The sequence below is a fragment of the Lyngbya sp. PCC 8106 genome (genome assembly GCF_000169095.1).
GTDB lineage: Bacteria > Cyanobacteriota > Cyanobacteriia > Cyanobacteriales > Microcoleaceae > Capilliphycus.
Map to the genome: position 1 here is coordinate 52485 of NZ_AAVU01000035.1, position 26109 is coordinate 78593.

The 26109-nt window shown below is 38.9% G+C and carries 25 protein-coding genes and 1 pseudogene; 13 read left to right on the plus strand and 13 right to left on the minus strand.

The genetic code is table 11. The features are described from left to right. The first annotated feature begins 464 nt into the window (after positions 1–464). Positions 465–818, plus strand: a complete 354-nt coding sequence (locus tag L8106_RS20785) for a hypothetical protein (protein WP_009786414.1) — start codon at positions 465–467, stop codon at positions 816–818. Here L8106_RS20785 and fumC read toward each other — a convergent pair. Then, entirely contained in the window at positions 815–2227 is a 1413-nt protein-coding gene (gene fumC / locus L8106_RS20790) for a class II fumarate hydratase (RefSeq protein WP_009786415.1), read from the minus strand. The two genes, L8106_RS20785 and fumC, sit on opposite strands and share 4 nt — an antisense overlap. 139 nt (positions 2228–2366) lie before the next feature. Next, the gene (smpB, locus tag L8106_RS20795) at positions 2367–2834 is read right to left on the minus strand and encodes an SsrA-binding protein SmpB (RefSeq protein ID WP_009786416.1); all 468 of its coding nucleotides are present in this window, start codon (positions 2832–2834) and stop codon (positions 2367–2369) included. Between the two features lie 210 nt (positions 2835–3044). Between smpB and L8106_RS29875 the strand changes: the two genes are divergently transcribed. Genes L8106_RS29875 through L8106_RS20810 form a run of 3 tightly spaced genes read left to right on the plus strand, consistent with a single transcriptional unit; the run spans position 3045 to position 4631 of the window. Next, on the plus strand, positions 3045–3743 hold the full coding sequence (locus tag L8106_RS29875; RefSeq protein WP_156803772.1) for a hypothetical protein: 699 nt from the start codon (positions 3045–3047) through the stop codon (positions 3741–3743). Positions 3744–3772: 29 nt separating this feature from the next. After that, positions 3773–4384, plus strand: coding sequence for a hypothetical protein (locus tag L8106_RS20805; protein WP_009786418.1), 612 nt, complete (start codon positions 3773–3775; stop codon positions 4382–4384). Between the two features lie 55 nt (positions 4385–4439). Next, the gene (locus L8106_RS20810; protein WP_009786419.1) at positions 4440–4631 is read left to right on the plus strand and encodes a hypothetical protein; all 192 of its coding nucleotides are present in this window, start codon (positions 4440–4442) and stop codon (positions 4629–4631) included. A 66-nt stretch (positions 4632–4697) separates the two neighbouring features. Here the strand turns inward: L8106_RS20810 and L8106_RS20815 are convergent, their stop codons facing one another. After that, positions 4698–5495, minus strand: a complete 798-nt coding sequence (locus L8106_RS20815) for an FkbM family methyltransferase (protein WP_039896846.1) — start codon at positions 5493–5495, stop codon at positions 4698–4700. Between the two features lie 92 nt (positions 5496–5587). On the opposite strand from L8106_RS20815, the gene L8106_RS32465 reads away from it, so the two are divergent. Beyond that, on the plus strand, positions 5588–5782 hold the full coding sequence (locus L8106_RS32465; RefSeq protein ID WP_156803773.1) for a hypothetical protein: 195 nt from the start codon (positions 5588–5590) through the stop codon (positions 5780–5782). After that, positions 5751–6611, plus strand: coding sequence for a Tab2/Atab2 family RNA-binding protein (locus L8106_RS20820; RefSeq protein ID WP_009786421.1), 861 nt, complete (start codon positions 5751–5753; stop codon positions 6609–6611). The genes L8106_RS32465 and L8106_RS20820 overlap by 32 nt, the downstream gene beginning before the upstream one ends. Positions 6612–6632: 21 nt before the next feature. Here the strand turns inward: L8106_RS20820 and L8106_RS20825 are convergent, their stop codons facing one another. Continuing rightward, positions 6633–9803 (minus strand): ATP-binding protein, encoded by a 3171-nt coding sequence (locus L8106_RS20825; RefSeq protein ID WP_009786422.1) that lies wholly within the window; start codon positions 9801–9803, stop codon positions 6633–6635. Positions 9804–9909: 106 nt separating this feature from the next. On the opposite strand from L8106_RS20825, the gene L8106_RS20830 reads away from it, so the two are divergent. Beyond that, entirely contained in the window at positions 9910–10164 is a 255-nt protein-coding gene (locus L8106_RS20830; protein WP_009786423.1) for a hypothetical protein, read from the plus strand. Positions 10165–10178: 14 nt separating this feature from the next. Continuing rightward, positions 10179–10958: a pantothenate kinase gene (locus L8106_RS20835; RefSeq protein WP_009786424.1), complete on the plus strand. Its 780-nt coding sequence runs from the start codon at positions 10179–10181 to the stop codon at positions 10956–10958. An 87-nt stretch (positions 10959–11045) separates the two neighbouring features. Here the strand turns inward: L8106_RS20835 and L8106_RS20840 are convergent, their stop codons facing one another. From L8106_RS20840 to L8106_RS20855, 4 genes are all read right to left on the minus strand, one after another. Then, positions 11046–11372, minus strand: coding sequence for a hypothetical protein (locus L8106_RS20840; protein ID WP_009786425.1), 327 nt, complete (start codon positions 11370–11372; stop codon positions 11046–11048). A 15-nt stretch (positions 11373–11387) separates the two neighbouring features. Further along, on the minus strand, positions 11388–11657 hold the full coding sequence (locus L8106_RS20845; RefSeq protein ID WP_009786426.1) for a hypothetical protein: 270 nt from the start codon (positions 11655–11657) through the stop codon (positions 11388–11390). Positions 11658–11779: 122 nt separating this feature from the next. Further along, positions 11780–11971, minus strand: a complete 192-nt coding sequence (locus L8106_RS20850; RefSeq protein ID WP_009786427.1) for a hypothetical protein — start codon at positions 11969–11971, stop codon at positions 11780–11782. Beyond that, positions 11958–12416: an ankyrin repeat domain-containing protein gene (locus tag L8106_RS20855; protein ID WP_156803774.1), complete on the minus strand. Its 459-nt coding sequence runs from the start codon at positions 12414–12416 to the stop codon at positions 11958–11960. Before L8106_RS20855 ends, L8106_RS20850 begins: the two co-directional genes overlap by 14 nt. Before the next feature lie 291 nt (positions 12417–12707). On the opposite strand from L8106_RS20855, the gene L8106_RS20860 reads away from it, so the two are divergent. The 4 genes from L8106_RS20860 to L8106_RS20875 all read left to right on the plus strand — a co-directional run bounded on the left by L8106_RS20860 (position 12708) and on the right by L8106_RS20875 (position 18285). After that, positions 12708–13253 carry a Mov34/MPN/PAD-1 family protein gene (locus L8106_RS20860; protein WP_009786429.1) on the plus strand — a complete coding sequence of 182 codons (546 nt, stop codon included), beginning with the start codon at positions 12708–12710 and terminating at the stop codon, positions 13251–13253. A gap of 82 nt (positions 13254–13335) precedes the next feature. Further along, positions 13336–14508, plus strand: coding sequence for a molybdopterin-synthase adenylyltransferase MoeB (moeB, locus tag L8106_RS20865; protein WP_009786430.1), 1173 nt, complete (start codon positions 13336–13338; stop codon positions 14506–14508). 196 nt (positions 14509–14704) lie between these two features. Next, on the plus strand, positions 14705–16147 hold the full coding sequence (locus tag L8106_RS20870; RefSeq protein WP_083798460.1) for a sensor histidine kinase: 1443 nt from the start codon (positions 14705–14707) through the stop codon (positions 16145–16147). A gap of 65 nt (positions 16148–16212) precedes the next feature. Then, positions 16213–18285 (plus strand): bifunctional diguanylate cyclase/phosphodiesterase, encoded by a 2073-nt coding sequence (locus L8106_RS20875; RefSeq protein ID WP_198012983.1) that lies wholly within the window; start codon positions 16213–16215, stop codon positions 18283–18285. A 70-nt stretch (positions 18286–18355) separates the two neighbouring features. Here L8106_RS20875 and L8106_RS20880 read toward each other — a convergent pair whose 3' ends face one another. The 5 genes from L8106_RS20880 to tkt all read right to left on the minus strand — a co-directional run bounded on the left by L8106_RS20880 (position 18356) and on the right by tkt (position 25149). Beyond that, positions 18356–20032: an alpha-keto acid decarboxylase family protein gene (locus L8106_RS20880; protein ID WP_009786433.1), complete on the minus strand. Its 1677-nt coding sequence runs from the start codon at positions 20030–20032 to the stop codon at positions 18356–18358. A 146-nt stretch (positions 20033–20178) separates the two neighbouring features. Continuing rightward, complete coding sequence (locus L8106_RS20885; RefSeq protein WP_009786434.1) at positions 20179–20625, minus strand: hypothetical protein; 447 nt, start codon at positions 20623–20625, stop codon at positions 20179–20181. A 31-nt stretch (positions 20626–20656) separates the two neighbouring features. Beyond that, on the minus strand, positions 20657–21160 hold the full coding sequence (locus tag L8106_RS20890) for a hypothetical protein (protein WP_009786435.1): 504 nt from the start codon (positions 21158–21160) through the stop codon (positions 20657–20659). Positions 21161–21184: 24 nt separating this feature from the next. After that, the gene (locus L8106_RS20895; protein WP_009786436.1) at positions 21185–22837 is read right to left on the minus strand and encodes a WD40 repeat domain-containing protein; all 1653 of its coding nucleotides are present in this window, start codon (positions 22835–22837) and stop codon (positions 21185–21187) included. A gap of 290 nt (positions 22838–23127) precedes the next feature. After that, positions 23128–25149 (minus strand): transketolase, encoded by a 2022-nt coding sequence (gene tkt / locus L8106_RS20900; RefSeq protein WP_009786437.1) that lies wholly within the window; start codon positions 25147–25149, stop codon positions 23128–23130. Between the two features lie 542 nt (positions 25150–25691). Between tkt and L8106_RS33860 the strand changes: the two are divergent. Beyond that, positions 25692–26109, plus strand: a pseudogene (locus tag L8106_RS33860) (helix-turn-helix domain-containing protein); the annotation flags it as partial.

The following is a 26109-nucleotide window of genomic DNA, read 5'->3' on the forward strand; positions in this document are numbered from 1 at the left end:
AACATTGAGTACAAGGAAAAAATAAGGCTCTCAAAAATCCTGATTTCGAGTTTGTTCACTGCTTTAATAGATGAACAGATTACCTCCTGTAAAAAAGTCCCTGCGATCGCCCCATGCTGATGCAACGAATCAATTCACAGGTTCATCGCTAGGCAGTGACGATTGCTTTTGGTGGGTATACCCTCATCAAAGATTAAATCAGTTGATGCCATAGTCAGTTACCACTCTGGTGTCATCGAGGTTAATGAACTCTGCTTTTTTAGGTTTTGTTGTCATCAACTTTTCCCCAATTGTTCAAATTATTGCTCCAACTTTATTATAGTTGTTCTCGGCTTCATTGCCAGGAGTGAAATCTCACTAAAATGAATGGCATCAATAATTGTATGAAGTCTTCTCAAAATTTTGAGTCACAGACTAGGTAAGCAAATTAGATCCTTAAAAATTAACACTTTGATAATGCTCTTATGTCTACTTCAGTAATTCTTTTGTTTTGGGCTGTGGTGTTTCTACTGACAATTCCGTGGTTAGTGAAGATTTTTACCGGAAGAAGGGAAGAAGCAATTTCTGAAATTATCTTTCTATTCATTGGTTTGTTAACTTTATGGTTTGTCGGGGGTGCGATTGCGATTGTCGGGGGAAAATTAGATTTTATCTTTCAAACTTGGTTTGCTCAGGTTCGACTCTCGGAAACTCAAAAACAACTGATTCAAGGAGCCGCTTTAGTTGTAGCGGCTATATTCATACTCAATATCGAAAAAATTTTACTCGGGTTAAAACATCTATTCTCTCGGATTCTGACTTGGATTAGAAAAGACTAAACATCGGGATAAGCCATCTGACGAGGAACAACAATTTGATCGAATTCTTCGGCTGTAATATAACCGAGTTCTAAACAAGCTTGTTTTAAAGTTAGATTTTTTTCATGGGCAACATGAGCAACTTCAGCAGCTTTATCATAGCCAATTTTGGGACTGAGTGCGGTGACTAACATCAACGACTGTTCGACATATTGATTAATTTTTCCGATATTCGCTTGCAAATCAACCAGCAAAAAATCGGTGAAATTATTACAACTATCTGCTATAATATTAATAGATTGAATGAGATTAAATATCATCATGGGTTTAAAGACATTTAATTCAAAATGTCCTTGAGATCCGGCAATTCCAATCGCTGTATCATATCCGATCACTTGAGCGGCTACCATTGTCATCGCTTCGCATTGAGTCGGGTTAACTTTTCCCGGCATAATTGAGGAACCGGGTTCATTTTCGGGTAAGATTAATTCTCCCAAACCACAACGGGGGCCACTCCCCAAAAAACGAATATCATTGGCAATTTTCATCATTGAACAGGCTAAGGTTTTTAACGCTCCACTCGCCATCACAATTGCATCATGGGCTGCCATTGCTGCAAATTTATTGGGTGCAGAAACAAAGGGTAATTGGGTGATTTCACTAATAGATAGAGCTACTTTTTCGGCAAATCCTTTCCCGGCATTTAATCCTGTTCCGACGGCGGTTCCCCCAATTGCTAATTCGTATAAATCGGGTAAAATACTCTCAATTCGCTTTAAATTGGCATCTAGTTGTGCCACATAACCAGAAAATTCTTGTCCTAACGTGAGCGGAACAGCATCTTGTAAATGAGTCCGACCAATTTTGACAATTTCGGCAAATTCTGATGATTTTGCTTGCAGTGCATCTCGCATTTTTTGGACTTTGGGAATCAGTCGTTGATGAATAGCAATGGCGGCGGCGATGTGCATTGCGGTGGGAAAAGTATCGTTAGAAGATTGTGACATATTGACATGATCATTGGGATGAATTGGGGTTTTACTTCCCATTGTTCCCCCGGCAATTTCAATCGCACGATTGGCAATCACTTCGTTAACATTCATGTTGCATTGAGTTCCGCTTCCTGTCATCCAAACCCGGAGTGGAAAATTCCCATCTAACTTTCCGGCGATAATTTCGCCCGCTGCTTGTACGATCAATTTTGCTTTGTCTTCAGGAAGTTTACCTAACTCTTGATTGGTTAACGCTGCCGCTTTTTTGAGAATACAAAACGCCTGAATAACTTCGGGCGAAATATAATCATTTCCTATCGAAAAATAACGAAGCGATCGCTGTGTTTGCGCTCCCCAGTAACGAGTTGCAGAAACTTCGATTTCTCCCATACTATCCCGTTCAACTCGCATTGTATTTGTAGCGTTTTCTGGGTTCATTGTTTGTACTTCTCCGAAGACGTGCAGATTTATAGCTAATCTTATTTTTTATCACAAAACGGGAGAAGCAAATGATTAAGATAATCTGAAATTTATGAGTCTGTGATGGGTTAGTGATCTGATAACCCATCCAACTGTTTTAATATTGTTTCATGGCTCGTTCCATTTGGCGTTGGTCATCCCGCTTTTTCATCGTGTCTCGTTTGTCGTGCAGTTTTTTACCACGTCCTACCGCAATCTCGACTTTAACTAATCCGTTTTTAAAGTACATTTTAGTCGGAACTAACGTTAATCCTTTTTGTTCGACTAAACCGATTAGCTTGTTAATTTCTTTTCGATGCAGCAATAACTTGCGAGTGCGGCGAGGTTCGTGATTAAAATAAGCACTGGTTTCGTAGGGTGAAATATGAACATTAATCAGCCATGCTTCTCTATTGCGAACTAACGCATAACCATCCTGCATATTGACTCGCCCTGCTCGAATTGATTTAACTTCTGTTCCTTGAAGCTCTATTCCAGCTTGGTAAGTCTCTAACAATTCATAGAGATAGCGGGCTTTACGATTATCGGTAATAATTTTGCGTCCGCCACTGTCATTTTTACTCATATCAACTCCACCTCAATTTTATATCAACTCTTAAAATCTACCAAGAGACAGTTGTTTGCTCCGAGAGAACTATGACTTGCGTATTAGACAAATCAGATTCAGATGAACAAACTCTCTCTTAAAGGAGATGATATCACTCACTGAATATTTCTATTATATAAGTATAGCGTTTAAAGTGATTTCATCAAAAAAATTGTGAATTCACGGTGAATGAAAAGTACAAGATCAGGAGGATTTATGATCCACGAACAATTACAAAATCTTAAAAAGACCAAGCTACTCGGTGCAATCTGTGGAAGTTTACTATTAGGATTACCTTTTGTTCCCAAAGTGGCTTCAGCTCAACCTACTACAGATTTAGAGTATTGCTTTGATGACTTTTATCAAGAACCTTTGAATAGCATGGTTAGGGTTCCGCCTGGATGTCCTGACAACGATTATACTCGGGAAGTTGGGGTCAAGGAAGAATTAGAGACAGAAACCAATACTAGCCAGAGGGAGATGAATACTAACACTCGACAATATAATCGACAATATAACCGTCCGGGTCAAGTCGGTGTGATTCAACCGCCTATGCCTACTCGTCAAATGAGAACAATGGGTAATATTGATATCAATGGGCGCACTGTTGATGTGAGTCTAAATAATGATACCAATGCTGGGGTTACTTATCAAGTCATCGGACATACGGATGACCGATTACTCTACGAAGGAAATGAAACAGAGTTGTTGAATCTACCTTTACCCGTAACCATTACCGTTTTACGAGAAGATGCAGGGTTGATTGACATTCAAGATATGATGGCAGAGAATGGAGAAGTTCAGTTTAAATTGCAAGAAGAAGGTAATTTAACGGGAAGTGAAAAAACAATTCGGATTCAAGAAGATGGTACTGTTTTTGTATACTAATCAATTGAATTGTTTGAGAGAGAAAGAGAATGCAAACGCTTCTAACGCTGGAGGTTCGTTGGTTTGAATCGGGTAAAATTCCACAAGTGATCGAAAAATGGTTTACAACGGCTTGTCCGGGTGAACTTTCCAGAGGTGTAGAGGAGCGTGAAGATCAATATTTTTATACGCCAGGGTGTGAATGCCTTAATTTAAAGTTACGTGAAGGAAAATTAGAATTAAAATGGCGTCAAACTCAACTGGAAATCGATTCTTTTCAAGATAGTAATTGGCAAGGTCGTGTTGAACGGTGGTTAAAATGGAGTTATCAAGACTCTATTTCTGAAAATTTAATTCAACTATTAGGAACAGGCGACCAACCGATTGTCAAAATTGGAAAAAAGCGAAGACAACGTTATTATCAAGATGTTGAATGTGAACTGACTCAACTTACATTTGATCAATATCAATCTTGGTGGAGTTTAGGGTTTGAGATGGAAGAAACTCAGACATTAGGAAGAACTCATTTTCAAGAAGTTGTGAGTAAAATGATTAAAAGTTATCCTGAAACAGCCTTTGATATTGTTAATTCTAATGCTTATCCCAGTTGGTTATTAGAACAGGTTTTTTCGAGTCATCTTCAAGATAAAAGTAACTATTAATCCCTAAAATAAAGAATCTAATTTTGTTGACAACCTGATTTATATTTAAAGCAGAATGATTAGTTTCATTCCAACTTTCATTCCAACAATTCAAAATATCCAAACACCCAAACCTCTGCCCATTAACGCATCCATGCCCCAACCCGTTCCCGCACCACCACCCCAACCGGTTCCCGCACCCGCACCTCAACCCGTCCCCGCACCGATACCCCAACCCGTCCCCGCACCCATCCCCCAACCGTTGTAAATTCCCCAGAAACTCCCCCGAACGCGCCCGTTTAACGGTGGAGTTCCTGACATTAAAACCCATTCTTTAACTTGCTTGGGCAATAAAGTTGAAAGCTTGAAATGGATACTGTAAAGCCCTATTAAATTGTTCAAAGTTCAAGGGTTTGTTGTCGGCAAGAAAATCTTTAATCAAGAAGATAGAATAAGAATTTTCTCCGGTTAGGAAATCGAAAATTTGATCGGCAGTAAAGCCAAAAGAAGAGAGTCCCGAACGAGTACACTCGAAAAGCAAAATGGGACGATGACGAACTAATGTATTAACAGCACCCCGAAGCACTGCTAACTCCCCTCCTTCCACGTCAATTTTGAGAAAATCTACTCGATGCTCTGGACTTAAAACCTTATCGAGGGTTTCGCAGCGAATCGTTATTTTCTCAATGTTTTCGTCCTTTTTAGAGTTGTGCTGGCGAAGTCCGCTAAAACCCGAGCGAGAGGTATTTATATAAAAAGTAGCTTCGCCCGGTGTATCGCTTAATCCTATTTCTTTGATTTCAATTTCAGGAAATTTCTGTTTGAGCCAACGGGCTTTATAGGGAACTGGCTCAAAAGCCATGTGTTTTCCCTGGGGCGAAAGCCGCATAATTTCACTCAGCATTGAACCGAGATGGCATCCGATATCGATACAGTTGGATGATTTATTTAATATACGCTCCATAAACTTTTCAACTCTTTGGGATTCGATATGAATCTCATGGAGTTCTGGATGTTTACTGCGTTTTCTGCGACTCAACACCGTTTTTATATTCTTCAAAGGCTTCTCAAGGGGTGTACGAATGAGAAGATGTTTTAAGTAGTCCGGATTAATCGAATATAAATCCTTCATGAGTCAAGTTTGATTTTTTAATCTAATTTTCAAGATTGAGAAATAACTTCTCACGGGCTAATTTTATCCGACCGGATCACCAATCGAATCTTGTGTTTGATTTTCTTAATATTATCTGGGGTGGGGGTGCCGAGGTGCTGTTTGATGCCCGATCGCAGCGATCTGCCCATACAAAAACCCATTCTTGGGAAACCCAGGGTAACGAAGACCGATATAATGACTCAGGTAGTCTGATCGCAAGCAAGCAAAGCCAAAATGGGAACGATTTGGGAACTGGACTTTTATAGTCGTCCACTGCGCGATGAAGAAGGTAAAAAGGTTTGGGAAGTTTTAATTTGCCAGACTCCCTTAGAAATCGGCGATCGCGCTGAATCATTATTTCGCTATACTCAATTTTGCCCGAGTACGGATGTGAATTCAATTTGGTTGCAGGGAGCAATTCAAGCTGCAATAAAAGAAGCGGATGAAACGCCGCAACGGATTCGTTTTTTTCGACGTCCGATGGCAAATATGATCCTCAAAGCCTGTAAAGAATTGGCAATTCCAGTTACGGCGAGTCGTCGAACTTATGCGTTGTTTCAATGGTTGGATGAACGCATAGAAAACGTCTATCCCACTTTACCAAACTATCAGGAAACCGCAAATCCTTCTGTGCAGTTTGCATCCTCTCCACCCCAGCGTTTACCGGATGCTTTGCAGGGAGATCAATGGGCATTTGTAAGTTTAGAAGCGAGTGCTTTTGAAGAGATGTCTGAATGGAATATTGGATTTGGTGAAGCGTTTGGTTTGCCGATGCTGGGTTTAAGTGGAGAAACTCAAATTCCGGGTTTAATTGTGTTTTCTTCACGGGCGACGCCGTTAGCAGCTTGGATGTCAGGTTTAGAATTAGCTTTTTTACGAGTTAATAAAGGTGATCGTCCCAGTTTGTTGTTGGAAACTGGAGAAAATGATAGTTGGATTTTAGCGAATTTAACGGATGCGGGTACTCAAGCAGAGGCTGAACAGTTTGAAGAAGCCAAACGACAGGCAAAAAATGTTCACTTTTTAGCGGTGCAGTCTGATCCCAATACGGAATCTTTTGCTGGACTTTGGATGTTGCAAGAACTGAATTTTTAGGAAAAATCTAAACTGAAGGATTTAGACTAATTGTTCAGTGATCGCCGTAATTTTATCAAAGCGAAAATCTTCAATTATTGAAGTTAAAGTTGCGGCGAGTTCAGCCTGGGATTCAGGAATTTGAGTGATCAGATCATTCATCCAAGCATCATCACCCCGAATAGCAGCTTGATGGAATTTTTCAAGCCATTCTAGAGGCATAATGCTTAAAGTTTCGGGTGTGAGTTCAGACGCAGAAACAGACGACTGAGAGAGAATATTAGGCGTTTCATAAATGTAGCGAACCCCTAAATGAGTAGCGATTTTTTCTAGAAGTTCTATGGCTTGAAAGGGTTTATGAAGAATATCATCACATCCAGCATCCAATATGGCTTGTTCATCTTGGGATAAAGCACTCGCTGTTAAAGCAATAATAATGGTATTTTTACCTGCGGGTTTAGCTTTAATCTGTTGGGTTGCTTGATAACCATCCATCACAGGCATTCGGATATCCATCCAGATTAAATCAGGGGAATGATGTTCCCATTGGGTGATTGCTTCTAAACCATTTTCAGCCTCAAAAATGACAAATCCTAAAGGGGTTAAAAGTTGACTGACTAATAAGCGATTTTCGGGAATTTCATCAACGACTAAAATTCGATACTGAGGTTGGTTAGGTGCAAGAGAAATTACTTTTTTTTGAGGTTTGGGGCTAATAACTTCATCTGCTTTAACGGTTGTTGCTTGAATATTAAATTGAAATAGACTTCCTTTACCTAACTGACTTTTAACAGAAATTTTGCCTCCCATTAACTGAACAAATTTGCGACTAATAGATAAACCTAAACCTGTCCCTTGTTGAGATTGTTTTCCAGCAGAGGTTTGTACAAAGGCATCAAATAACTGATCAATTTCTTCGGTTGAAATTCCGGCTCCTGTATCTTCAACTTCAAAAAAAAGTTGGACAGGTGAGTTAGGAGTAAGCGAATTAACATCCGGTGAATGGCTATCAACTCGTAGGGTAATGCTTCCTTGATTAGTAAATTTTATTGCGTTTCCGATCAGGTTAATTAAAACTTGTCGTAATTTATTTTCATCTGTTTTAATATATTGGGGAATCTGATCACGTTCAGAGATTAACTGAATTCCTTTAGCATTTGCCCGCATTTTAAGCATTTCTTCTAACGTATCAAGTAAAATATAAAAGTCAAAAGGCTTTTCTTCTAGAACAACTTTTCCGACTTCAATTTTAGATAAATCAAGTATATCATTAATTAAACTAAGGAGATGTTCACCGCTGCGGTTAATAATTTCTAATTCTTTAGAAGCAGACACAAAAATGGGATTCTGAGCCATCAGTTGACTAAAGCCTAAAATAGCATTTAAAGGTGTTCTTAGTTCGTGACTCATATTGGCTAGAAATGTGCTTTTGGCTTGGTTTGCTGCGTCGGCATTTTTTCGAGCAATTTCTAACTCGATGTTTTGAGTTTGGAGTTGATTTTCAACTTGTTTGCGCTCCGTGATATCATTACTGCTAGAAAGAAGATATTGTTCGCTGTTAATTTCAATTAAATCTGCTGATAATAATGCGGTTCTAATTTTTCCAGATTTAGTTCGATAATTGAATTCATAGTTGCGAAGTTTTCCCTCTGTGATTAACGTTTGATAAAATTGCTCATAATCTTTTAGATTCACCCAAAGATTCAGATCCAAAGAAGTTTTACCGAGTATTTCTTCGTGAGTATAACCTGTTAACTGACAGAAGCTTTCATTGACATCAAAATAACTATGATCACTCATCCGATTGATAATAATTGGATTCGGTGTATTCTGAAAAGCAATTGAAAATTTTTGTTGAGACTGTTGGAGTTCTTGAGTCCGTTCAGTTACTTTTTGTTCTAAACCTTGAGAATATTGTTCAAGTTGCTGATAGGAATTTTGCAATTTTTGACTCATCTGATTAAAAGCATTCGCTAAAACATTAAATTCTTTAATTGGATTGTTTTTCAGGGTTTGATTCCAGTCTCCACTTGATAATGCTTTGGCGGCTTTACTGAGTTGAACAATCGGGTGAGTCAGTTGATTACTGGTAATAATTCCGATAATAATTACAATCGCTAAAGCACCCAAACAGAGTGAAATTGTCGTGCGAGTATTGGCATAAATTTGTTCCATAAAATCTGCTTCTGGAACGACAACAACAATTAACCAATCCAAGCCAAATTCATCTTTAAAGGGAAGAACTTGTAGAAATTCTTCTTTTCCTTTGTTAATAAACTGAATATCCTCTAACTTTTTAATCCGATTGAGATCATCAAATTTTTTAAATAAATGTTCAACTGTAGCGGTAATTAAAGGATCTCCACTATTCACTGCTTTGATTTGTATTGCTTGGTTATCTTGAATTTTAAACACAGTTTCCAATGTTGAAGACGCAATTAAAAATCCCTGACGATCAATAATAAATATTTGTCCTGATTGACCAATCTTTTGTTTACGAAGAAATTTATTAAACTCTTGAAAACTAATATCTGCGCCTGTAACGCTAATAATTTGATTTTGATTATTCCGAATTGGACGTACAAATGTTAAGCTTACACCTGCATTATCAAACCAATTGTAGAGATCTACCCAAGTCGGTTGATTAGCTTGAATTGCGGCTTTATACCAAGGACGAATTCTCGGATCATAGGGAATATTTGATGATTGTAATCGTTTTTCTCTGTTTCCCTGATTATCTAATTGATAAGTTAAGATCAATTCATTAGTCGTTTCATTTTTAAGATCTATCCTTAAAATCGGTTCTTGATGACTAGAAATACCGATATAGTTTCCCTGGGAAGTTCCAAACTGAATAAAGTTTATTTGATCAAATATTTGTATGTGTTGCCAAAGATGACGCTGTAGTTCTAAAGTATTTTGTAAGTCTAACTCTCCAGTCTCAACAGATTTTTGATTGATTTCAGTTACTAATTTAGGTGTTTCTAGAAAAGAATAAAGCTTTTGTTCAATGCGATTACTAACTTCATATTGCAACTGCATGACCAGTTGATCAACTGCTTTTTCTCCGTTTTTCCAAGAAAGATATCCTGTCAGTCCGACAATTCCTAACATTTGCACTAAAAAGGGAATCGTTAACAGTGTTCGTAAGGAAACTTGACTGAAAGTCTGACGAATGAGTGTCTTGAGTGACTGAATTTGAGGAGTAAACATATCGGACAAACAAATATAGGATAAAATTACTGTAGTCAGAGAATTGCAGTATAAATATAGTGTAGTATAGCTAGGAAATGATTAACGATTGATTGAGGAAATACGAATGGTCCAACAACCTCGACAGGATGAACCCGTTTATAGCTGTGTGATCCCGGTTGATAGTATGACTGGATACACGGATGAAGAAGTGATTGTGTTTGGTACCTCTATTGAAGATGCTAAACATCAAGCGGAACAATTACTGATCAATCAATATGGATGTAATTCTCACCAAATTACCCAATTAATGCAGGTTGCTACAATAGAGTTATTAGCTTCCTGGTGTTCTCCAGATAGAAGCGATGAACGCGAGTTATAGAGTTTAATTTTATCATGGATAAATATGATAATCAAAATCCGTTTTGGTTGGGGTTAATGATTGGAAATTCTCGGCTACATTGGGCAAAGTTTGAGGATTTAAAACTTTTAGAGACTTGGAATACAGAATATTCATATTTTGAGAACTATCAAGATAATTTTTTAGATATAGTTCCGATTAGATTAGCTTCTGTAGTTCCTAAACAGACAAAACTTTGGCAACAATACCCCAATGTTGAGGTGATTACCTTAGAACAAATACCATTAAAAAATCTCTATTCAACGTTAGGAATTGATCGGGCTTTAGCGGTATTGGGAGCGGGGACACAACTCGGTTTTCCTGTCTTGGTAATTGATGCGGGTACGGCTTTAACCTTTACTGGATGCGATCGCGATCAGAGTCTAGTAGGTGGGGCTATTTTACCCGGTTTAGGGCTACAATTTTCAGCTTTAGCAAACAAAACTGCGGCTTTACCTCAGATGTCTAAACCTCAACACCTTCCCCAACGTTGGGCGATAGAAACACAGGAAGCTATTCACAGTGGTACAGTTTACACGCTATTAGCTGGAATTCGAGATTTTATCGAAGCTTGGTGTCAAGATTTCCCGGAGAGTCAAATTGTCTTAACGGGAGGTGATGCTCATATTTTAATCACCTATCTACAAGAGCATTTTCCCTCTGTTTATACTCAAATTCTTGAAATTCCTGACGTTATTTTTTGGGGAATATTAGTCCTTAGACAAAAACAGAGTCAAAACCCCAAGAAAAATAATCAGCCAGACTCAAACGGGTGAGACTGACTGATCAAGATTTAGTTCTCAACAGAGATTCTAAATTAAAATAGAATAGTTAGCCAAAAAGCTAGTTCATCTAATCAATCTTTAATGAACCTTTTCAATGATACGACCCGCTCGTTCGGATTCAATTGCCATAGCAATTCCTTCAGGAATTTCTTCTAAATCCGTGGTAATCTCTGTAGCCAAAATCGGTGATATAAAGGTATAGCAGGGGTCACACTCTCCATTTTCATAGACTTGAACCACCCATTTATCAGGTAATCCTTCGACTCCCACTTCTACAATATACCAACCTTCATTGATTAAACGGCTATCGATAACACTGAGCCATTCTCGTTCTTCATCGGCAAGTTCAAAGTCATCTCCCAAAAAATTGACAGCGAGTTTTTTAGCATCTAACTGAGTAACCATTTTTTCACTCCATAATTAGCTTTCAGAGGCAGTTGGAGAAGGTTTAGAAAGTTCAGGATACAAACCCAAAGCTTTAGATAGTTCACGAGCAACATGAATTAAAAACTTGGCACCATCTTGATTATTCTCATGTGCCATCATGGTAGCAACCTTCATTAAACTTTTAACAAAACCTTCATCTAATAAATCCTCATGGTTAGATAAAACTTCTGGTTCTTGACCATTTGGACATTTCATTAATTCATCGATCAGATTGTAGTAAAGATCTTCACGTGTGGTTGTCATTGTGTTCTCCTGATTTTAAGAATGTACCATTGTCAAGACATCTAGCAATCTTTCTCGATATTCAGAAACGCAGGTGTTTCTTCATTGTCAGCCCAATTTTACTGAACTTATTGATTGCTGTTTTAAACTTGGGCTGTTCGTCGCTTAAAAACGACTTCTAATAATTTTTTGGGTTCATAATAAAATGGAGGTTTTTTCCAAGTTTGATGAAAACGATGAATCTTAACTATTTCTTTTTCTCTGGTTTCAACCCCTAAATACAAGGACTGGGCTTGTGAACGATCGCATTTTCCTGAGTTCTTAGCTTTTTGCATTCTTCAGTATCCTCAAAACTTCTACGGTACTTGAAAAATCAATCGCTTTAAAATCATCTAAATTTTTGAGTTCTGGATCAGCATGATGACTCAGAAGAAGATCAACCATGTCTTCTTTCCCTGCTGAAGCAGCATACATCAATACAGTGGCTCCAATATCATTTTGATTGTTAATGTTAATTCCAGAATTGATTAATAAATCGACTATAGTATAATCATTTCCAAAACAAGCGTACCATAACGCATTGTTTCCGTCATCATTTTTCAAATTCAGATCGGCATCGTGATCTATCAGTTCTTTAACAACTGCTAACTCTTTCTGTCGAGTGGCTTTCATCAATGCACTATCGCCATTTTCACCCTTGTTATCGAGATGGACAGGATTGTAACCATTTGCCCGTAACCAATGGATGGTTGTTTCACTGAAGGTTAGAGTCTGAGTCATAAACATTTGAGTTGAAATCAATGACAGGAATTCCCATATTTTTTTCAATAACTCTAATCATTTAAAAAATCCTTTCCGGTTTCAGTATCATTCAATACGAAGTGCTGAATATTGGCTCGATTTAAAGATTTTTTTGGGAAGCGAATTTTTTATTTTGTTAACAATTATTTAAAGAAATCTTATTTTGAGTGAAAATCTTAGATCATTTTTAATCTCTATTTTCTACCCGCTTTCTGATTTGCAGCTAGGGTCGCCGGAGTAACCACTTTTCTGGAGAGCGATTAGTATGCTATGCTTAGTCAAAAAATCCTTCAATATTTGATCCACAATCCCTTGTCTGTATTAACGATTTCGACCCAACATCTTGATCAGATCTGCCAAAATGCTCAACAATGCTATCCCCGTGAGTGTTGTGGTTTAATCTTGGGAAAAATTGCGGCTAATTCTGACAAAACCGTTGTAGAACTGATCCCCGCAGAAAATGCTTGGAGTGATGAGTCTGTCGAAATCTTTGCAGAAATGGAAACAGCCGATCAACCCGTCACCACTCAAGAACGACGCTACACCATTGATCCCCAACTGTTCATCTCTGCCCAAAAACAAGGACGTTCACGAGATCTGACCATTATCGGCATTTATCACTCCCACCCCGATCATGGCGCCATTCCTTCGGAGTTTGATCGGGTTTGCGCTTGGTCACAATATTCCTATATCATTGTTTCAGTCAAACAGGGAAAAGCCACGGATGTTCTGAATTGGTGCTTAGATGAGAATCACCAGTTTCAGGCTGAAGAAATGATCAGCACCTCAGTCAATTCGTCCTCAGTTGGTTTATGATATTAATCTTTGACTAACCCTATAGTGTTGGGATGCAAGATATCCTAGCAACAAAGCGGTCATTTTCCTTCTTGGAATTATCATGCTTAATCCAAATTTGGATCAAATCCAACTCAACAAAGAAGAATACGAACGGTATTCGCGCCACCTGATTTTACCAGAAGTCGGCTTAGAAGGACAGAAACGCCTCAAAGCTGCCAGCGTGCTGTGTATTGGTACTGGTGGACTCGGTTCGCCCCTGCTGTTGTATCTGGCGGCCGCAGGTATTGGACGCATTGGTATTGTCGATTTTGATATCGTAGACAGTTCTAACCTCCAGCGTCAGGTCATTCATGGCACATCTTGGGTGGGAAAACCAAAGATTGAGTCAGCGAAAAATCGGATTCTTGAAATTAATCCCCTTTGTCAAGTAGACCTACACAACACCCGTCTGAGTTCAGAAAACGCCCTCAAACTTCTCGAACCTTACGATGTGATTGTCGATGGGACAGATAACTTTCCGACGCGCTATCTGGTCAATGACGCCTGTGTGTTGTTGAATAAACCCAATGTCTACGGTTCGATTTTCCGGTTCGAGGGTCAAGCAACGGTGTTTAACTACGAAGGTGGCCCGAACTACCGCGATCTTTATCCCGAACCCCCACCCCCTGGAATGGTGCCATCCTGCGCCGAAGGTGGAGTCCTGGGAATTTTGCCGGGATTAATTGGTGTGATTCAGGCAACAGAAACGGTTAAAATTATCTTGGGTAAAGGTCAGACTTTGAGTGGTCGGTTGTTGCTTTACAATTCCCTGGATATGACATTCCGCGAGTTGAAGTTGCGACCCAACCCGGTTCGGCCTGTAATCGAAAAGCTGATCGACTACGAACAGTTTTGCGGTATTCCCCAAGCCAAAGCGGAGGAGGCCAAGAAACAAATGGAAATTCCTGAGATGACGGTTCAGGAGTTGAAGCAACTGCTTGATAGTGGGGCGGATGATTTTGTACTTGTTGATGTCCGTAACCCTAATGAATATGAAATCGCTAAAATTCCGGGTGCGGTATTAATACCATTACCTGATATAGAGCGGGGTGTTGGTGTTGAGAAGGTCAAAGAATTGCTTAACGGTCATCGTTTAATTGCTCATTGTAAAATGGGTGGACGATCAGCTAAGGCGTTAGGCATTCTCAAACAAGCGGGAATTGAAGGAATTAATGTCAAAGGTGGAATTACTGCTTGGAGTCAAGAAGTTGATTCTTCAGTTCCACAATATTAATTAATTTTTCACCTTAAAAACTATTTTGGGATAGGTAATTCAAATTTTATTTTGAGTTGAACCTATCCTATTTTTTGTTTTATATAAATAAGGGGTAGAGGACAGGGGACAGGGAAGATTGGTAATTAATAATTGATAATTAATCTACAATAAAAGAATCTTGATACCCTTAGAAGATTAAAACAGGAGAACAGAGATGTCCTCATATCTGTCCGCCGTTATAGCCTCAATTGCCTTTATCCCTCACGGACATTGCTATTTGTGGAAGTCCAACCTAGTGACTCTACATATTGCTTCTGACGCTTTAACAGCACTCTCTTACTATTCAATTCCCATCACTATATTCTACTTTGTTCGTAAACGGGTTGATTTACCCTATGCTGGGATTTTTATTCTGTTTGCAGGATTTATTATTTCCTGTGGAACAACTCACTTGATGGGGATTTGGACACTTTGGCATCCTGATTATTGGGTATCCGGTTGGATTAAATTAGTTACCGCAGTGGTTTCTTGTTACACAGCGATAGTATTAGTTCCGCTTATTCCTAAAGCTTTAGCGCTCAAAAGTCCAACTCAACTCGAAGAAGCAAACCGAAAGTTACAACAAGAAATAGCAGAACGTTTTAAAGTAGAAATCGCATTACGACAAAGTGAACAACGTTATCGCGCGATTATCGAAGATCAAACCGAACTGATTACTCGCTTTCAATTTGATGGGACTGTAACCTTTGTGAATAAAGCCTACTGTCGATATTTTAACAAATCGCTTGAAGAACTCATTGGTTATTCTTATGAACCTGTAATTTTTCCTGATGATCAAGAAAAAGTTGATCGATGTCTTCAGTCAATTTGTTTAGAAAACCCTGTACAAATGGTTGAGCATCGAGTTAGGGTTGAAGACGAAGTGCGTTGGATGCAGTGGATTAATCGAGGGATTTTTAATGATGCAGGTCAAATCGTCGAATATCAGTCAGTGGGGCGGGATATTAGCGATCGTAAAAAAGTCGAAAAACTGAAGCAGCAAGAAACTTTACTCAAAGAAATTCATCATCGAGTTAAAAATAATTTACAAGTTATTTGTAGTTTACTGAGATTACAATCTCGTTTTGTTGAAGATCCGGTGATTAAAGCTAAATTTAAAGACAGTCAAAATCGAGTCAAGTCAATGGCATTAATCCATGAAAAACTCTATCAGTCTGATGATTTTCGTCGGATTAGATTTGACGATTATATTCAAGATTTAACCAAAACCCTGCTGAGAACCTACACAGTCAATACCTCTCATATTTCTCTGGAAATAGATATTGATCAAGATATTTTCTTAGACTTTGATATCTTAACCCCTTGCGGATTAATTATTTGTGAATTAATTTCCAACTCTCTTAAATATGCTTTTGAGTCAAACACATCCGGAAAAATCTGGATTCGAGCAACACTCGATAACAAACAACATCTAACTTTGACGATTGGAGATAATGGCCAAGGCTTACCTTCAAACTTAAATCTAGATCATGTCAACACATTGGGGCTACAATTGGTTCAAGACTTAACCGAACAACTGCAAGGAAAGTTAACAATTAATCAAGACAATGGCACTGAGTTTAAGATAGAATTGTATAAGATCTCGTCTAAGATGTAATCAAAAAACTCATTAATAATTTAAACCAAATTAATGTTTTGAAAATCATGCTTGAAACAATTACCATGAATGAAAAAATTATTATTTTAGTCGTTGAAGATGAAAGATTGGTTGCCCGAGATTTACAAGCGACATTAGAAGATATGGGTTATCAGACACCCGAAATTACCAATACCGGAGAATTGGCGATTCAAAAAGTTGCTGAAATTAAACCCAATTTGGTGTTAATGGATATTCGGTTAGCCGGGGAAATGGATGGTATTGAAGCCGCAGAAATCATTAAAAATAATTATCATATCCCGGTGATTTATATCACTGCTCATGCGGATGAAAATACACTTGAGCGAGCTAAATTAACTGAACCTTATGGGTATATTGTTAAACCGTTTGATGAACAGGATTTAAAAACAACAATTGAAATTGCGCTTTATAAACATCAAATCGAACAACAATTACGCGATCAATCTCAATGGTTATCTACCATTCTCGATAGCATTGCTGATGGTGTAATTGCAACGGATAAAATGGGTAAAGTAAACTTTATGAATCCCGTTGCAGAAGAACTCACAGGTTGGTCCCTGCAAGCAGGAATTGGACAAGATATTACCAGTATTTTTAATCTTATCCATGAGGAAAGCCGTCATTCTCTACAACCCTTGATTTTAAAAACAATAGAACAAGGTCATAGCATTAAGCTCACCGAACCGACCTTGCTCATCTCAAGAAATAGCCAAGAATTTCCCATTGATGATAGTATTGCACCGATTGTAAATTCTAACAATGAAATTCAAGGATCTGTATTAATTTTTAGAGACATTACTCATCAAAAAATCGCCACAGACAAGCTTCGATATCAAGCTTTTCATGATCCCTTAACGGGTTTGCTTAATCGTCATGGCTTTATGCAAAAATTACAGGAAGCAGATAGTTATCGACTGATTAATCCCGATTTTGTTTTTGCGATATTCTTCCTGGATTTAGATCGATTTAAAGTGATTAATGATAGTTTAGGTCATCAAGTCGGTGATCAACTTCTACAAGTGATTGCGAATAAATTAATACAATCCGTCCGCAATATTGATGAAGTCGCTCGATTGGGTGGAGACGAATTTGCAATTTTAATCGAAAACTTAGATGATCTCCATGAAATTTGTCAAATTGCCCAACGAATTCGTAATGAAATTATTAAGCCTATTGATATCAATGGAGATGAAGTTTTTACTAATGTTAGTATTGGTATTGTGTTAAGTTCAATTGGTTACAATCAAGTTGATGATTTGATTCGAGATGCAGATCTTGCCATGTATCGCGCTAAAACTTTAGGGCGAGGACGCTATGAAGTCTTTAACGAAACCATGCGAGAACAAGTTCGATTCATTCAAAAATTAGAAAGCGATTTAAGACGAGCCTTAGACCGAAAAGAATTTCAAGTTTATTACCAACCCATTGTCAATCTTCAAACCTCTGTAATTTATGGTTTTGAAGCTTTAGTGCGTTGGAATCATCCCGAACGTGGACTCCTGACTCCCGGTGATTTTATCCCCATTGCTGAAGAAACAGGCTTAATCATGCAACTTGATTGGCAGGTGATACAAGAGGCTTGTCAGCAAGTTTATCACTGGAATGAAAACTGTAAAAATCGCCCTCCTTTTGTGATCAGTGTTAACCTGTCAGCCAAACAGTTTATTCAAGCTAATTTAGTTGATCAAGTTACAAAACTTTTAAAGGATACAGGTTTAGAAAGCAAATGTCTGAAGATAGAAATGACAGAAACAGCTTTGCTCGAAGAACCGAAGAAAGTTGCTGTCACTATCTCTCAGTTAAAATCTCTGGGAATTGGCTTATCTTTGGATGATTTTGGGACTGGATATTCCTCTTTAAGTTATCTCCATCGTTTTTCAGTTGATAATCTCAAACTTGATATATCTTTTATTCAAACAATGAACTCAGAACCTCAAAGCTTTGAAATTGTTCGGACAATTATTGTACTTGCTCATGCTCTTAATATTAATGCGATCGCAGAAGGAATAGAAACCGCCGATCAACTCAATACTTTACAACATTTAAACTGTCCACTCGGACAAGGTTATTATTTCTCTAAACCCTTACCTGCGGAGAATATTCAACAACTTTTATGAATTTTTATTCATCAAAAAAGTTGGATTTTACCTTGTATAACCCAACCCACAACAAAATTTTTAAATCAAATTAGTTCCGACGAACAGCTTGAGTTAAGCGAGCCAAAGTTTTACAACAATCAAATCGATCTAAATGAACCTCAATAAAACACAACTCATCCCGGTTTTGAGCCGCCATTTCTAAAGCATTTTCTAAATCTCCTTCAGTTTGCACCTCACAACTGAGACTCTCCCCAAAAACTTGCGGAAGTTGATGATATTTCCAGGGTTGAATATCGTTGTAGGAACCATCATGGATCATTCGTTCAATCGTATAACCATCGTTATTAATCAAGAAAATAATTGGATTTAACCCCAAACGAATAATAGTTGAAAGTTCCTGACAAGTCATTTGAAACGAACCATCCCCAATAAACAGAATCACTCGATTTTGACGACGAGCCAGCGCCGCACCCAAACAAGCCGGGAGAGAATAGCCAATTGACATATAAAATGCCTGTCCAATAAACCGAGTATCAGCATGAATCAATAAATCAATTGTGGCAATAATCGCATCTCCTGTTTCAGCAATCACCGTGCTATTATCCCCGACAAAATGATTCATCCGCTCATAAAATCGAGCATTGGTTATTTTCTGTTCGGGTTGAACCTCAAAAGATTTAGATAATAATTCAGCCGCAGGTTGGATATCTAGGCTCTCAGAAGATTTACGAGAAAGTTTAGCAATCAAACCGTCAATAAAATCTCCTAAATCAATCGGAGAATAATAATGATGCTTTATTTTAACCTTTTGAGAATTAGCATTAATTAACTGACCTTCTTTGAGTTGAGCCGTATAACCCCCTAAATTGGTATCAGACATAATCGCACCCAAACACAAAATACAATCGGCTGTTTCAACCCGATTTTTTACATAATCTCGACTCAACGCCCCGACATAATTCCCAATAAATTGAGGATGAAGTTCCGAAATACTCGACTTTCCTAACAATGTACTGGAAATCGGATATCCGGTAATTTCAACTAATTGATGTAGTTTCTTTTGGATGCCGTAGCGATGTAACTCAACTCCTGCTAAAATAACAGGGTGTTCTGAGTTTTCTAACCATTCTACTGCTTCGTTGATCGCTTCATTAAGCGAGAGAACATCACTCACCACAGGATTCGGACGTTCAAAACTCAAGGGCATCGTACAGGGTTGAGCCACCATATCTGCCGGAATTTCGATATAAACAGGACGTTTGTAGCGTAAGCAAGCCGCAATTGTTCGATCAATTTGGGCGGGGGCTTGTTCGGCGTTGGTAAGCGTCACAGCCGCAATCGTTACTTTTTCTAAAATCGAAAGTTGAAGGTTGTAGTCTCCCGTCGTGTGGTGCATCAACAGGTTATTTCCTTTGGCGGAAGTTCGCGGCGCCCCACTAATGACAATCACAGGAACTTCCTCTGCATAGGCACCCGCCAAAGCGTTGACGACACTCAACCCCCCAACGCCATAGGTGACACACAACGCACTGACTCCATTTAAGCGGGCGTAGGCGTCAGCCGCATAACCTGCATTCAGTTCGTTACAAGTCCCGACTAATTCTATCGAACTCTCGACGATAACATCCATCAAGTCGAGAACATAATCGCCTGGAACTCCAAAAACGTGACGTACACCAACCGCTTTGAGTTGACTCACGAGATATTCGCCCACCGTTGTTGTCATCGAACTCACAGTTGGTTTATCGGTGACTGGTAATTGCATATCAATTTTCCTCTAAACTTGTACCCTGGTTGATGAGTTTATGATAACAAATTGTAAAATTTTGTTGTAAAACTTACAAAAGTATGCAGTTGTGAAGTGAAATTGAATAAGCTGAGATTAATTTCATCCCACAATTTAACTGATTGTTAACTTTTTTCCTGACAAATTTCATAATGATCAATGACACCACGAATTTTGAGATCGTCAAGCAATTCTAGGGAGATTTTATTTCCGAAAAAAATACATTCAAAATGATCATAAGCTTCAAATTGAACTGAATGTTCAACTTCTATTTCTAGATGTAAAACTTCAGAGGTTAAATAACCTGTCGAGAAAGTTTGTATTAATTCATTGATAGTATTGGGTTCGACTTTAATCAGTAAACCTGAACCTGCGAGGATGCTATTACTGTCTTTAAAGGGAGATTCTGCTCCAATTTTTTGAGTATTAAACAACGAAAAATCAATCTCGTTCATCAGCCATATTGCTAAGTTCGTCTGATCGCTTAATAATTCTATAATCACCGCCTTAAAGAGTTCTTCAAACGCATCATCATTATTGTGATTTAATTCGATATAACCTTGATAATTCATTTTGTTTTTTTAGGTAAATAATCTGTGAATGTTATCGAGATTTATTTAGAAAAGTGCGAATTAGATTTGCAATTTTAACCGCTTCATTTTGAGTAAAACTGTAATTTCCAGACAAGTATATTTTTTTAGAACTAGAAGTCATTTCTAAAACAACAACATAGATGGGTTCTTTTTTCGGGGTTAGTATTGAAGAATGGGTTGTGACTCTAAAAGGAGTCTCCTTGATTCTGACGCTAATTTCATTGAGTGAATAATCTTGTTTTGTTCTTCCTAGCAATCTTTGTACAATGATGCTGAATTTATTTTGAGTTTGATCTAACACAACCGTTTTTACAGTAGAGAGAAAAACGCCGGGAACACCAATCAGAATACAAAAAACAATAAAGAAACTTGGAAAAGTTTGTTCACTAATCACTAAAAAAATTCCGATACATCCCAAAATTAGGAAAGGTGTGCAAAATAATCTGATTCCCCAAGCTGATTTTACTGAGTCTTTAAGAATGAGGTGAGTTGAAGTCTGTTCTAATATTTTCATAAAATCATTGAACAAAATTAAGTTTTATGGACGCTTTAACACTTTAATTTTGGTATTTTTATCGTATAAATTACCTGTAATTCCAGCAATAACTTTACCATCAGAACTAACGACTAAATGATTCATTTGTTCTTGTTCCAAAATTGCCTCTAACTCGGCTGTTTCCAGATTCCACACTTTAAGTTCCTCATCTTTGGTACTCCCGATAATGCGATCGCGAGTCAGAACAATATCATAAAGTCCCCTTTGTACATAAGAAGAAAGTCCATTTTGTATATAAGAAGTAGAAAATTGTTGCTCTGTTTTAAGTTTTCCTGTTTTCAGATCCCATATTTTTAGATAATTTTTCGGTTGGCTATAGGAAGTCATCACAACAGTTTTCCCATCTAAACTGATGCGTCCAGAGTAAATATCCAAGTTTTCAAACCATTTTTTTTCAAGAGGTATTTGTTCATTTGTTGTTAGATTCCAGGCTACGATTTTGTTTTTAAACTTAACTAATGCAGTCCCCTTTGAACTTAGTGTCAGAGGATTAAAGTAGGATGTATTATCTTCAATCACCAGCGCACCCATCTTAAACTCACGGGATGGTAAATTGGGTAATGTTGCTTTGAGTTCACCTGTTTCAAAATCCCAGACTTTAATCTCCTCATAATCACGACTCATAATAGTCTTTCCATCCAATGAAACCTCAACTTGGCTAATATTTTGAGAATGTCCTTTTAGCATCCGAGGAGGCTGATTTGAGGTAATATTCCAGATGCGAATCATGCGATCGCCACTCCCACTGACAATTGTTTTTCCATCAGGAGAAATCGCTAAAGTATTAATCACACCTGAGTCACTCTGTAGTGTTTTTTTCAATTTTCCGGTTTGCAAATCCCAGATTTTAATCGCTTTATCTTCTCCCCCACTCACTAAAATGTTACCCTCTGAACTGATTGCAATATCGGCTTCTGTGGGATATCCTTCTAAAGTGTAAGCAACTGCAAGTTTACAATAGGGAGATTGATTAGAAAGTTGTGAACAAGACTCTAAAACTAAAGGCTGTGATTCTTGTTGAACCAAAGGAAAAAGACCGAGGTAAGCAATTATATTACCGATGACTACTAGGATTAATAAGCCTCTTAGCCAAACTCCATATTTTGATTTTTTATTGTAAGTTTTATTGACAGTTTTTTGTTTAAAGTATTTTCCCTCAATAATCTCAATTAATTCCTCCCGACTACGATTCGCTTCATACCAAAATGCACACCCAAATATAAATAATACGACAAGCGGAAATCCTAAAAATAACAACGCTTCAAAAATCAGTATATTTCCAGATAAAATCTCAGACAAAAAGACAGCGAGGGATAGGCTATAAAAGATTGAAAACCAAAAAATCAAGAAACTCATTATAAAAGGATGCAACCGCATGGTAATATGAATAAGGGTTTCATCCGATGATGGCTCAAATTTTCCTCTAATAACGGGTAAGAATGAGTTCCGGTAGTGGATAATCCGATAGATTTTAAATCCAGAGTCAGAAATTGTACCTGCATAGGGAGCATGGTTGCGTGAAAACACCCAGCGAAATACCTTTGGGGCTTCAATATTAGTTTCTAGTTTCTCAATCACCTGGGAGAGTGGTTCTTGAGTGCTAATCGTAAATTTTTCATAGGGTAAAAACTTCATAGTTAGCTATGATCAATAATCAGTGAGTATAAAAGCAGTCAGATTCTAGGATTTGTCCAAGTATTCACGATGAATATTACTGAAATTTTGCTTCTAAATTAACGTTTATCTCAAAGAGTAGAGCTTATGCGTTGTAGCAACATCCGATGTTCTCTGAAATAGAAATCAAAAGGCTCCCTATTATTTAGAGAGCCTTCAAAATTCTAATAAGGTAGACAATTACGCCCACTTGATTTAACGTTTAACCTTGCGTCGAAAGTCCCCCTTTTTAAGGGGGATTTAGGGGGATTCTAACCTAACAACGCCTTCGCCTGAGCGATAATGTTGTCAACGGTAAAGCCGAACTTCTCGAGAACCACTTCACCGGGAGCAGACGCCCCAAAGGTATCAACACTAATGGTTGCGCCTTCATCGGTTACATAACGGCTCCAACCTAAGCTAATTCCGGCTTCCACCGCCAAACGCTTCTTAACCGCTTTCGGGAAAACAGACTCTTTGTAAGCCGCATCCTGTTCTTCAAACAACTCCCAACTAGGCATCGAAACCACCCGAACTTTCTTGCCTTCTTCGCGGAGTTTCACAGCAGCTTCAACACACTGATAAGTTTCGCCACCAGTACCAATCAAGATAATATCGGGCGTGCCATCACTGTTATCGCTGAGGATATAGGCACCTTTCGCCACAATATCAATCGAACTGCCTTCTAAATTCGGCAAATTCTGACGAGAAAATGCTAACAACGTTGACATCGGATGTGCTGATTTTGCCTTTTCTACCGCAACTTTATAAGCCCCAGAAGTTTCATTTCCATCAGCCGGACGAATTACAATCAGTTGAGGAATTGCCCGCAGAGAGGTAATATGTTCAACGGGTTGGTGAGTCGGGCCATCTTCACCCAGAGCAATAGAATCGTGAGTCATCACCCAAATTACACCCGTTTCCGCCAACGCCGACAGACGGATCGAGTTCCGCATATAGTCGGTGAAGACGAGGAAAGTGGCGCCGTAGGGAATTAACCCCGAACCATGTCGGGCAATACCATTACAAATCGCACCCATCCCATGTTCACGAACACCAAAGCGAAGGTTGCGGTTTTGGTAGCTGCCTTTTTGGAAATCACCTAAGCCTTTGAGGAGGGTTTTGTTGGAGGGGGCCAAATCAGCCGAACCCCCGATTAATTCAGGTAATACACTAGCGATCGCATTCAATGTCGCACCCGATTGGTTACGAGTCGCATCAGCCTTGCTTTCGGGGGTATATTTCGGCAGTGCATCGGCCCAACCTTCGGGAAGTTTACCACTCAACATCCGTTCAAAGGTTGCCGCTTCTTGGGGATACTTGGATTTGTATTGATCCAAGATTTTGTTCCATTCCTGTTCAGCCTTTGCCCCTTTATCAATCGCCTTGCGGAAATGATTGAGGGCGTCTTCAGGAATTTCAAATTCGGGGTATTCCCAGCCTAAATGTTCGCGAGTGGCTTTAACTTCGTCTTTACCCAAAGCAGCGCCGTGAACATCGTGGGTATCAGCTTTATTCGGAGAACCGTAGCCAATAATAGTCGTCACTTTGATCAGCGAGGGTTTGTCAGTGACTTCTTTGGCTTTTTGGATGGCTGCGGCGATCCCTTCTAAGTCAGTGTTACCATCGGCAACGTGTTGAACGTGCCAACCGTAGGCTTCAAAGCGTTTGGATACATCTTCGGTAAAGGAGATGTCGGTATGACCATCAATAGAAATATGGTTGTCATCGTAGAAAGCGATTAATTTGCCTAAGCCCCAGTGTCCAGCTAGAGAACAAGCTTCACCAGAAATCCCCTCCATGTTGCAGCCATCACCCATGATCACATAGGTGTAATGATCAACAAGCTTACAGTCTGGTTTGTTGAAGGTTGCTGCTAAATGGGCTTCTGCTAAAGCTAATCCCACCGCATTAGCAATCCCTTGTCCTAACGGCCCTGTAGTGACTTCAATACCCGAGGTGACGTGGTTTTCTGGGTGTCCAGGAGTTTTAGAATCCCACTGACGAAATTGTTTGATTTCATCGAGAGGAACACTGTCATAACCCGTGAGGTGTAGGAGGGAATACAGCAACATACAACCATGACCCGCCGACAAGACAAAGCGATCGCGGTTAAACCATGTGGGGTTTTTAGGATTAAACTGCATAAAGCGATCCCACAGTACAAATGCCATTGGCGCAGCACCCATTGGCAATCCAGGGTGGCCAGAGTTGGCTTTCTGTACGGCATCGATCGCTAAAAAACGGATGGAGTTAATGCAGAGTTGTTCGAGTGATTGGGTTGCAACAGCCATAGTTATCGTTTCTGTATATTTGATGAACGTGTAGTCTGACAGCGTAGCAGCCCTATGTTCTGGGTTTCTACGAGTGGCGATTTTTTTCCGACAGAGCGCCAAAGTTGTTCTTGATGGAGTTCTTCTCTGCTGGTTCTCGGAGGCTTCCCGACTTGGGTTGCAGGGGTTGGAAAACTGACGTTTAAGGATTTGGCGATCGTTGAGCGATGCCAGAGATCACTTCCCGGACAGAATCTCAAAAGCGATCAAGCTCGCGATTGCTAGTTTGTCGGTTCTGTCAGCGTTCCAAGTTTCCTCAACAATATTGAAAATAGTTCTCCGGCCACATGATTAAATCTTCTCACCTTAGCGCAGCTCAATCAAGCTACCTTGACATTATTATCTTTTTGAGGGGGTTTGGGGGAGCTATGACCGAAATCGTACTTGTACTCAGGTCGGTGTTGGGATACATGGACTCCCCCAGTTAAGTTTAGGGACTCAATGTCCCTAAACTTAACATTTAGTGCTGTACTATTGTCCAGTAAAGCTACTATAATACGGGGATGCTGACACTTACTCACCGTTACCGAATCTATCCAAACACCACCCACGAGCAACAACTCCCAATCGTGGATGGAAATTTGTCGCGGTGCATTTAACTATGCGTTGCGAGAGATTAAAGATTGGTGCAACAGCCGTAAGTGCTTGGTCGATAGATGCTCTCTTGAAAAGGAGTATATCTTCCCTGCTGAGATAAAATTTCGGGAGCGAAATTCAACAGCTTAATAACTTGCCAAAAGCGAAGAAAGAATTCCCCAGACTGGGTAAAGTTCCTTCTCAAGTTCTTCAGCAAACTATTAAGCAGTTGCATAGAGGTTGGGAGTATTTCCAAAACAGAGGATTCGGTTTTCCACGCTTCAAAAAATACGGACAGTTCAAGTCGTTGCTTTTTCCTCAATTCAAGGAGAATCCAGTAACGAA

Bases quoted from the DNA above. Each gene is read 5' to 3' on its own strand.
- L8106_RS20820 (WP_009786421.1), top strand. From the start codon at position 5,751: ATGGGAACGATTTGGGAACTGGACTTTTATAGTCGTCCACTGCGCGAT.
- L8106_RS20875 (WP_198012983.1), top strand. From the start codon at position 16,213: ATGAATGAAAAAATTATTATTTTAGTCGTTGAAGATGAAAGATTGGTT.
- L8106_RS20830 (WP_009786423.1), top strand. From the start codon at position 9,910: ATGGTCCAACAACCTCGACAGGATGAACCCGTTTATAGCTGTGTGATC.
- L8106_RS20835 (WP_009786424.1), top strand. From the start codon at position 10,179: ATGGATAAATATGATAATCAAAATCCGTTTTGGTTGGGGTTAATGATT.
- L8106_RS29875 (WP_156803772.1), top strand. From the start codon at position 3,045: ATGAAAAGTACAAGATCAGGAGGATTTATGATCCACGAACAATTACAA.
- L8106_RS20895 (WP_009786436.1), bottom strand. From the start codon at position 22,837: ATGAAGTTTTTACCCTATGAAAAATTTACGATTAGCACTCAAGAACCA.
- L8106_RS20885 (WP_009786434.1), bottom strand. From the start codon at position 20,625: ATGAATTATCAAGGTTATATCGAATTAAATCACAATAATGATGATGCG.
- fumC (WP_009786415.1), bottom strand. From the start codon at position 2,227: ATGAACCCAGAAAACGCTACAAATACAATGCGAGTTGAACGGGATAGT.
- L8106_RS20825 (WP_009786422.1), bottom strand. From the start codon at position 9,803: ATGTTTACTCCTCAAATTCAGTCACTCAAGACACTCATTCGTCAGACT.
- L8106_RS20860 (WP_009786429.1), top strand. From the start codon at position 12,708: ATGCTTAGTCAAAAAATCCTTCAATATTTGATCCACAATCCCTTGTCT.
- L8106_RS20850 (WP_009786427.1), bottom strand. From the start codon at position 11,971: ATGCAAAAAGCTAAGAACTCAGGAAAATGCGATCGTTCACAAGCCCAG.
- L8106_RS20805 (WP_009786418.1), top strand. From the start codon at position 3,773: ATGCAAACGCTTCTAACGCTGGAGGTTCGTTGGTTTGAATCGGGTAAA.
- L8106_RS20840 (WP_009786425.1), bottom strand. From the start codon at position 11,372: ATGGTTACTCAGTTAGATGCTAAAAAACTCGCTGTCAATTTTTTGGGA.
- L8106_RS20785 (WP_009786414.1), top strand. From the start codon at position 465: ATGTCTACTTCAGTAATTCTTTTGTTTTGGGCTGTGGTGTTTCTACTG.
- L8106_RS20815 (WP_039896846.1), bottom strand. From the start codon at position 5,495: ATGAAGGATTTATATTCGATTAATCCGGACTACTTAAAACATCTTCTC.
- L8106_RS20880 (WP_009786433.1), bottom strand. From the start codon at position 20,032: ATGCAATTACCAGTCACCGATAAACCAACTGTGAGTTCGATGACAACA.
- tkt (WP_009786437.1), bottom strand. From the start codon at position 25,149: ATGGCTGTTGCAACCCAATCACTCGAACAACTCTGCATTAACTCCATC.
- smpB (WP_009786416.1), bottom strand. From the start codon at position 2,834: ATGAGTAAAAATGACAGTGGCGGACGCAAAATTATTACCGATAATCGT.
- L8106_RS20845 (WP_009786426.1), bottom strand. From the start codon at position 11,657: ATGACAACCACACGTGAAGATCTTTACTACAATCTGATCGATGAATTA.
- L8106_RS20890 (WP_009786435.1), bottom strand. From the start codon at position 21,160: ATGAAAATATTAGAACAGACTTCAACTCACCTCATTCTTAAAGACTCA.
- L8106_RS20810 (WP_009786419.1), top strand. From the start codon at position 4,440: ATGATTAGTTTCATTCCAACTTTCATTCCAACAATTCAAAATATCCAA.
- moeB (WP_009786430.1), top strand. From the start codon at position 13,336: ATGCTTAATCCAAATTTGGATCAAATCCAACTCAACAAAGAAGAATAC.
- L8106_RS20855 (WP_156803774.1), bottom strand. From the start codon at position 12,416: ATGACTCAGACTCTAACCTTCAGTGAAACAACCATCCATTGGTTACGG.
- L8106_RS20870 (WP_083798460.1), top strand. From the start codon at position 14,705: ATGTCCTCATATCTGTCCGCCGTTATAGCCTCAATTGCCTTTATCCCT.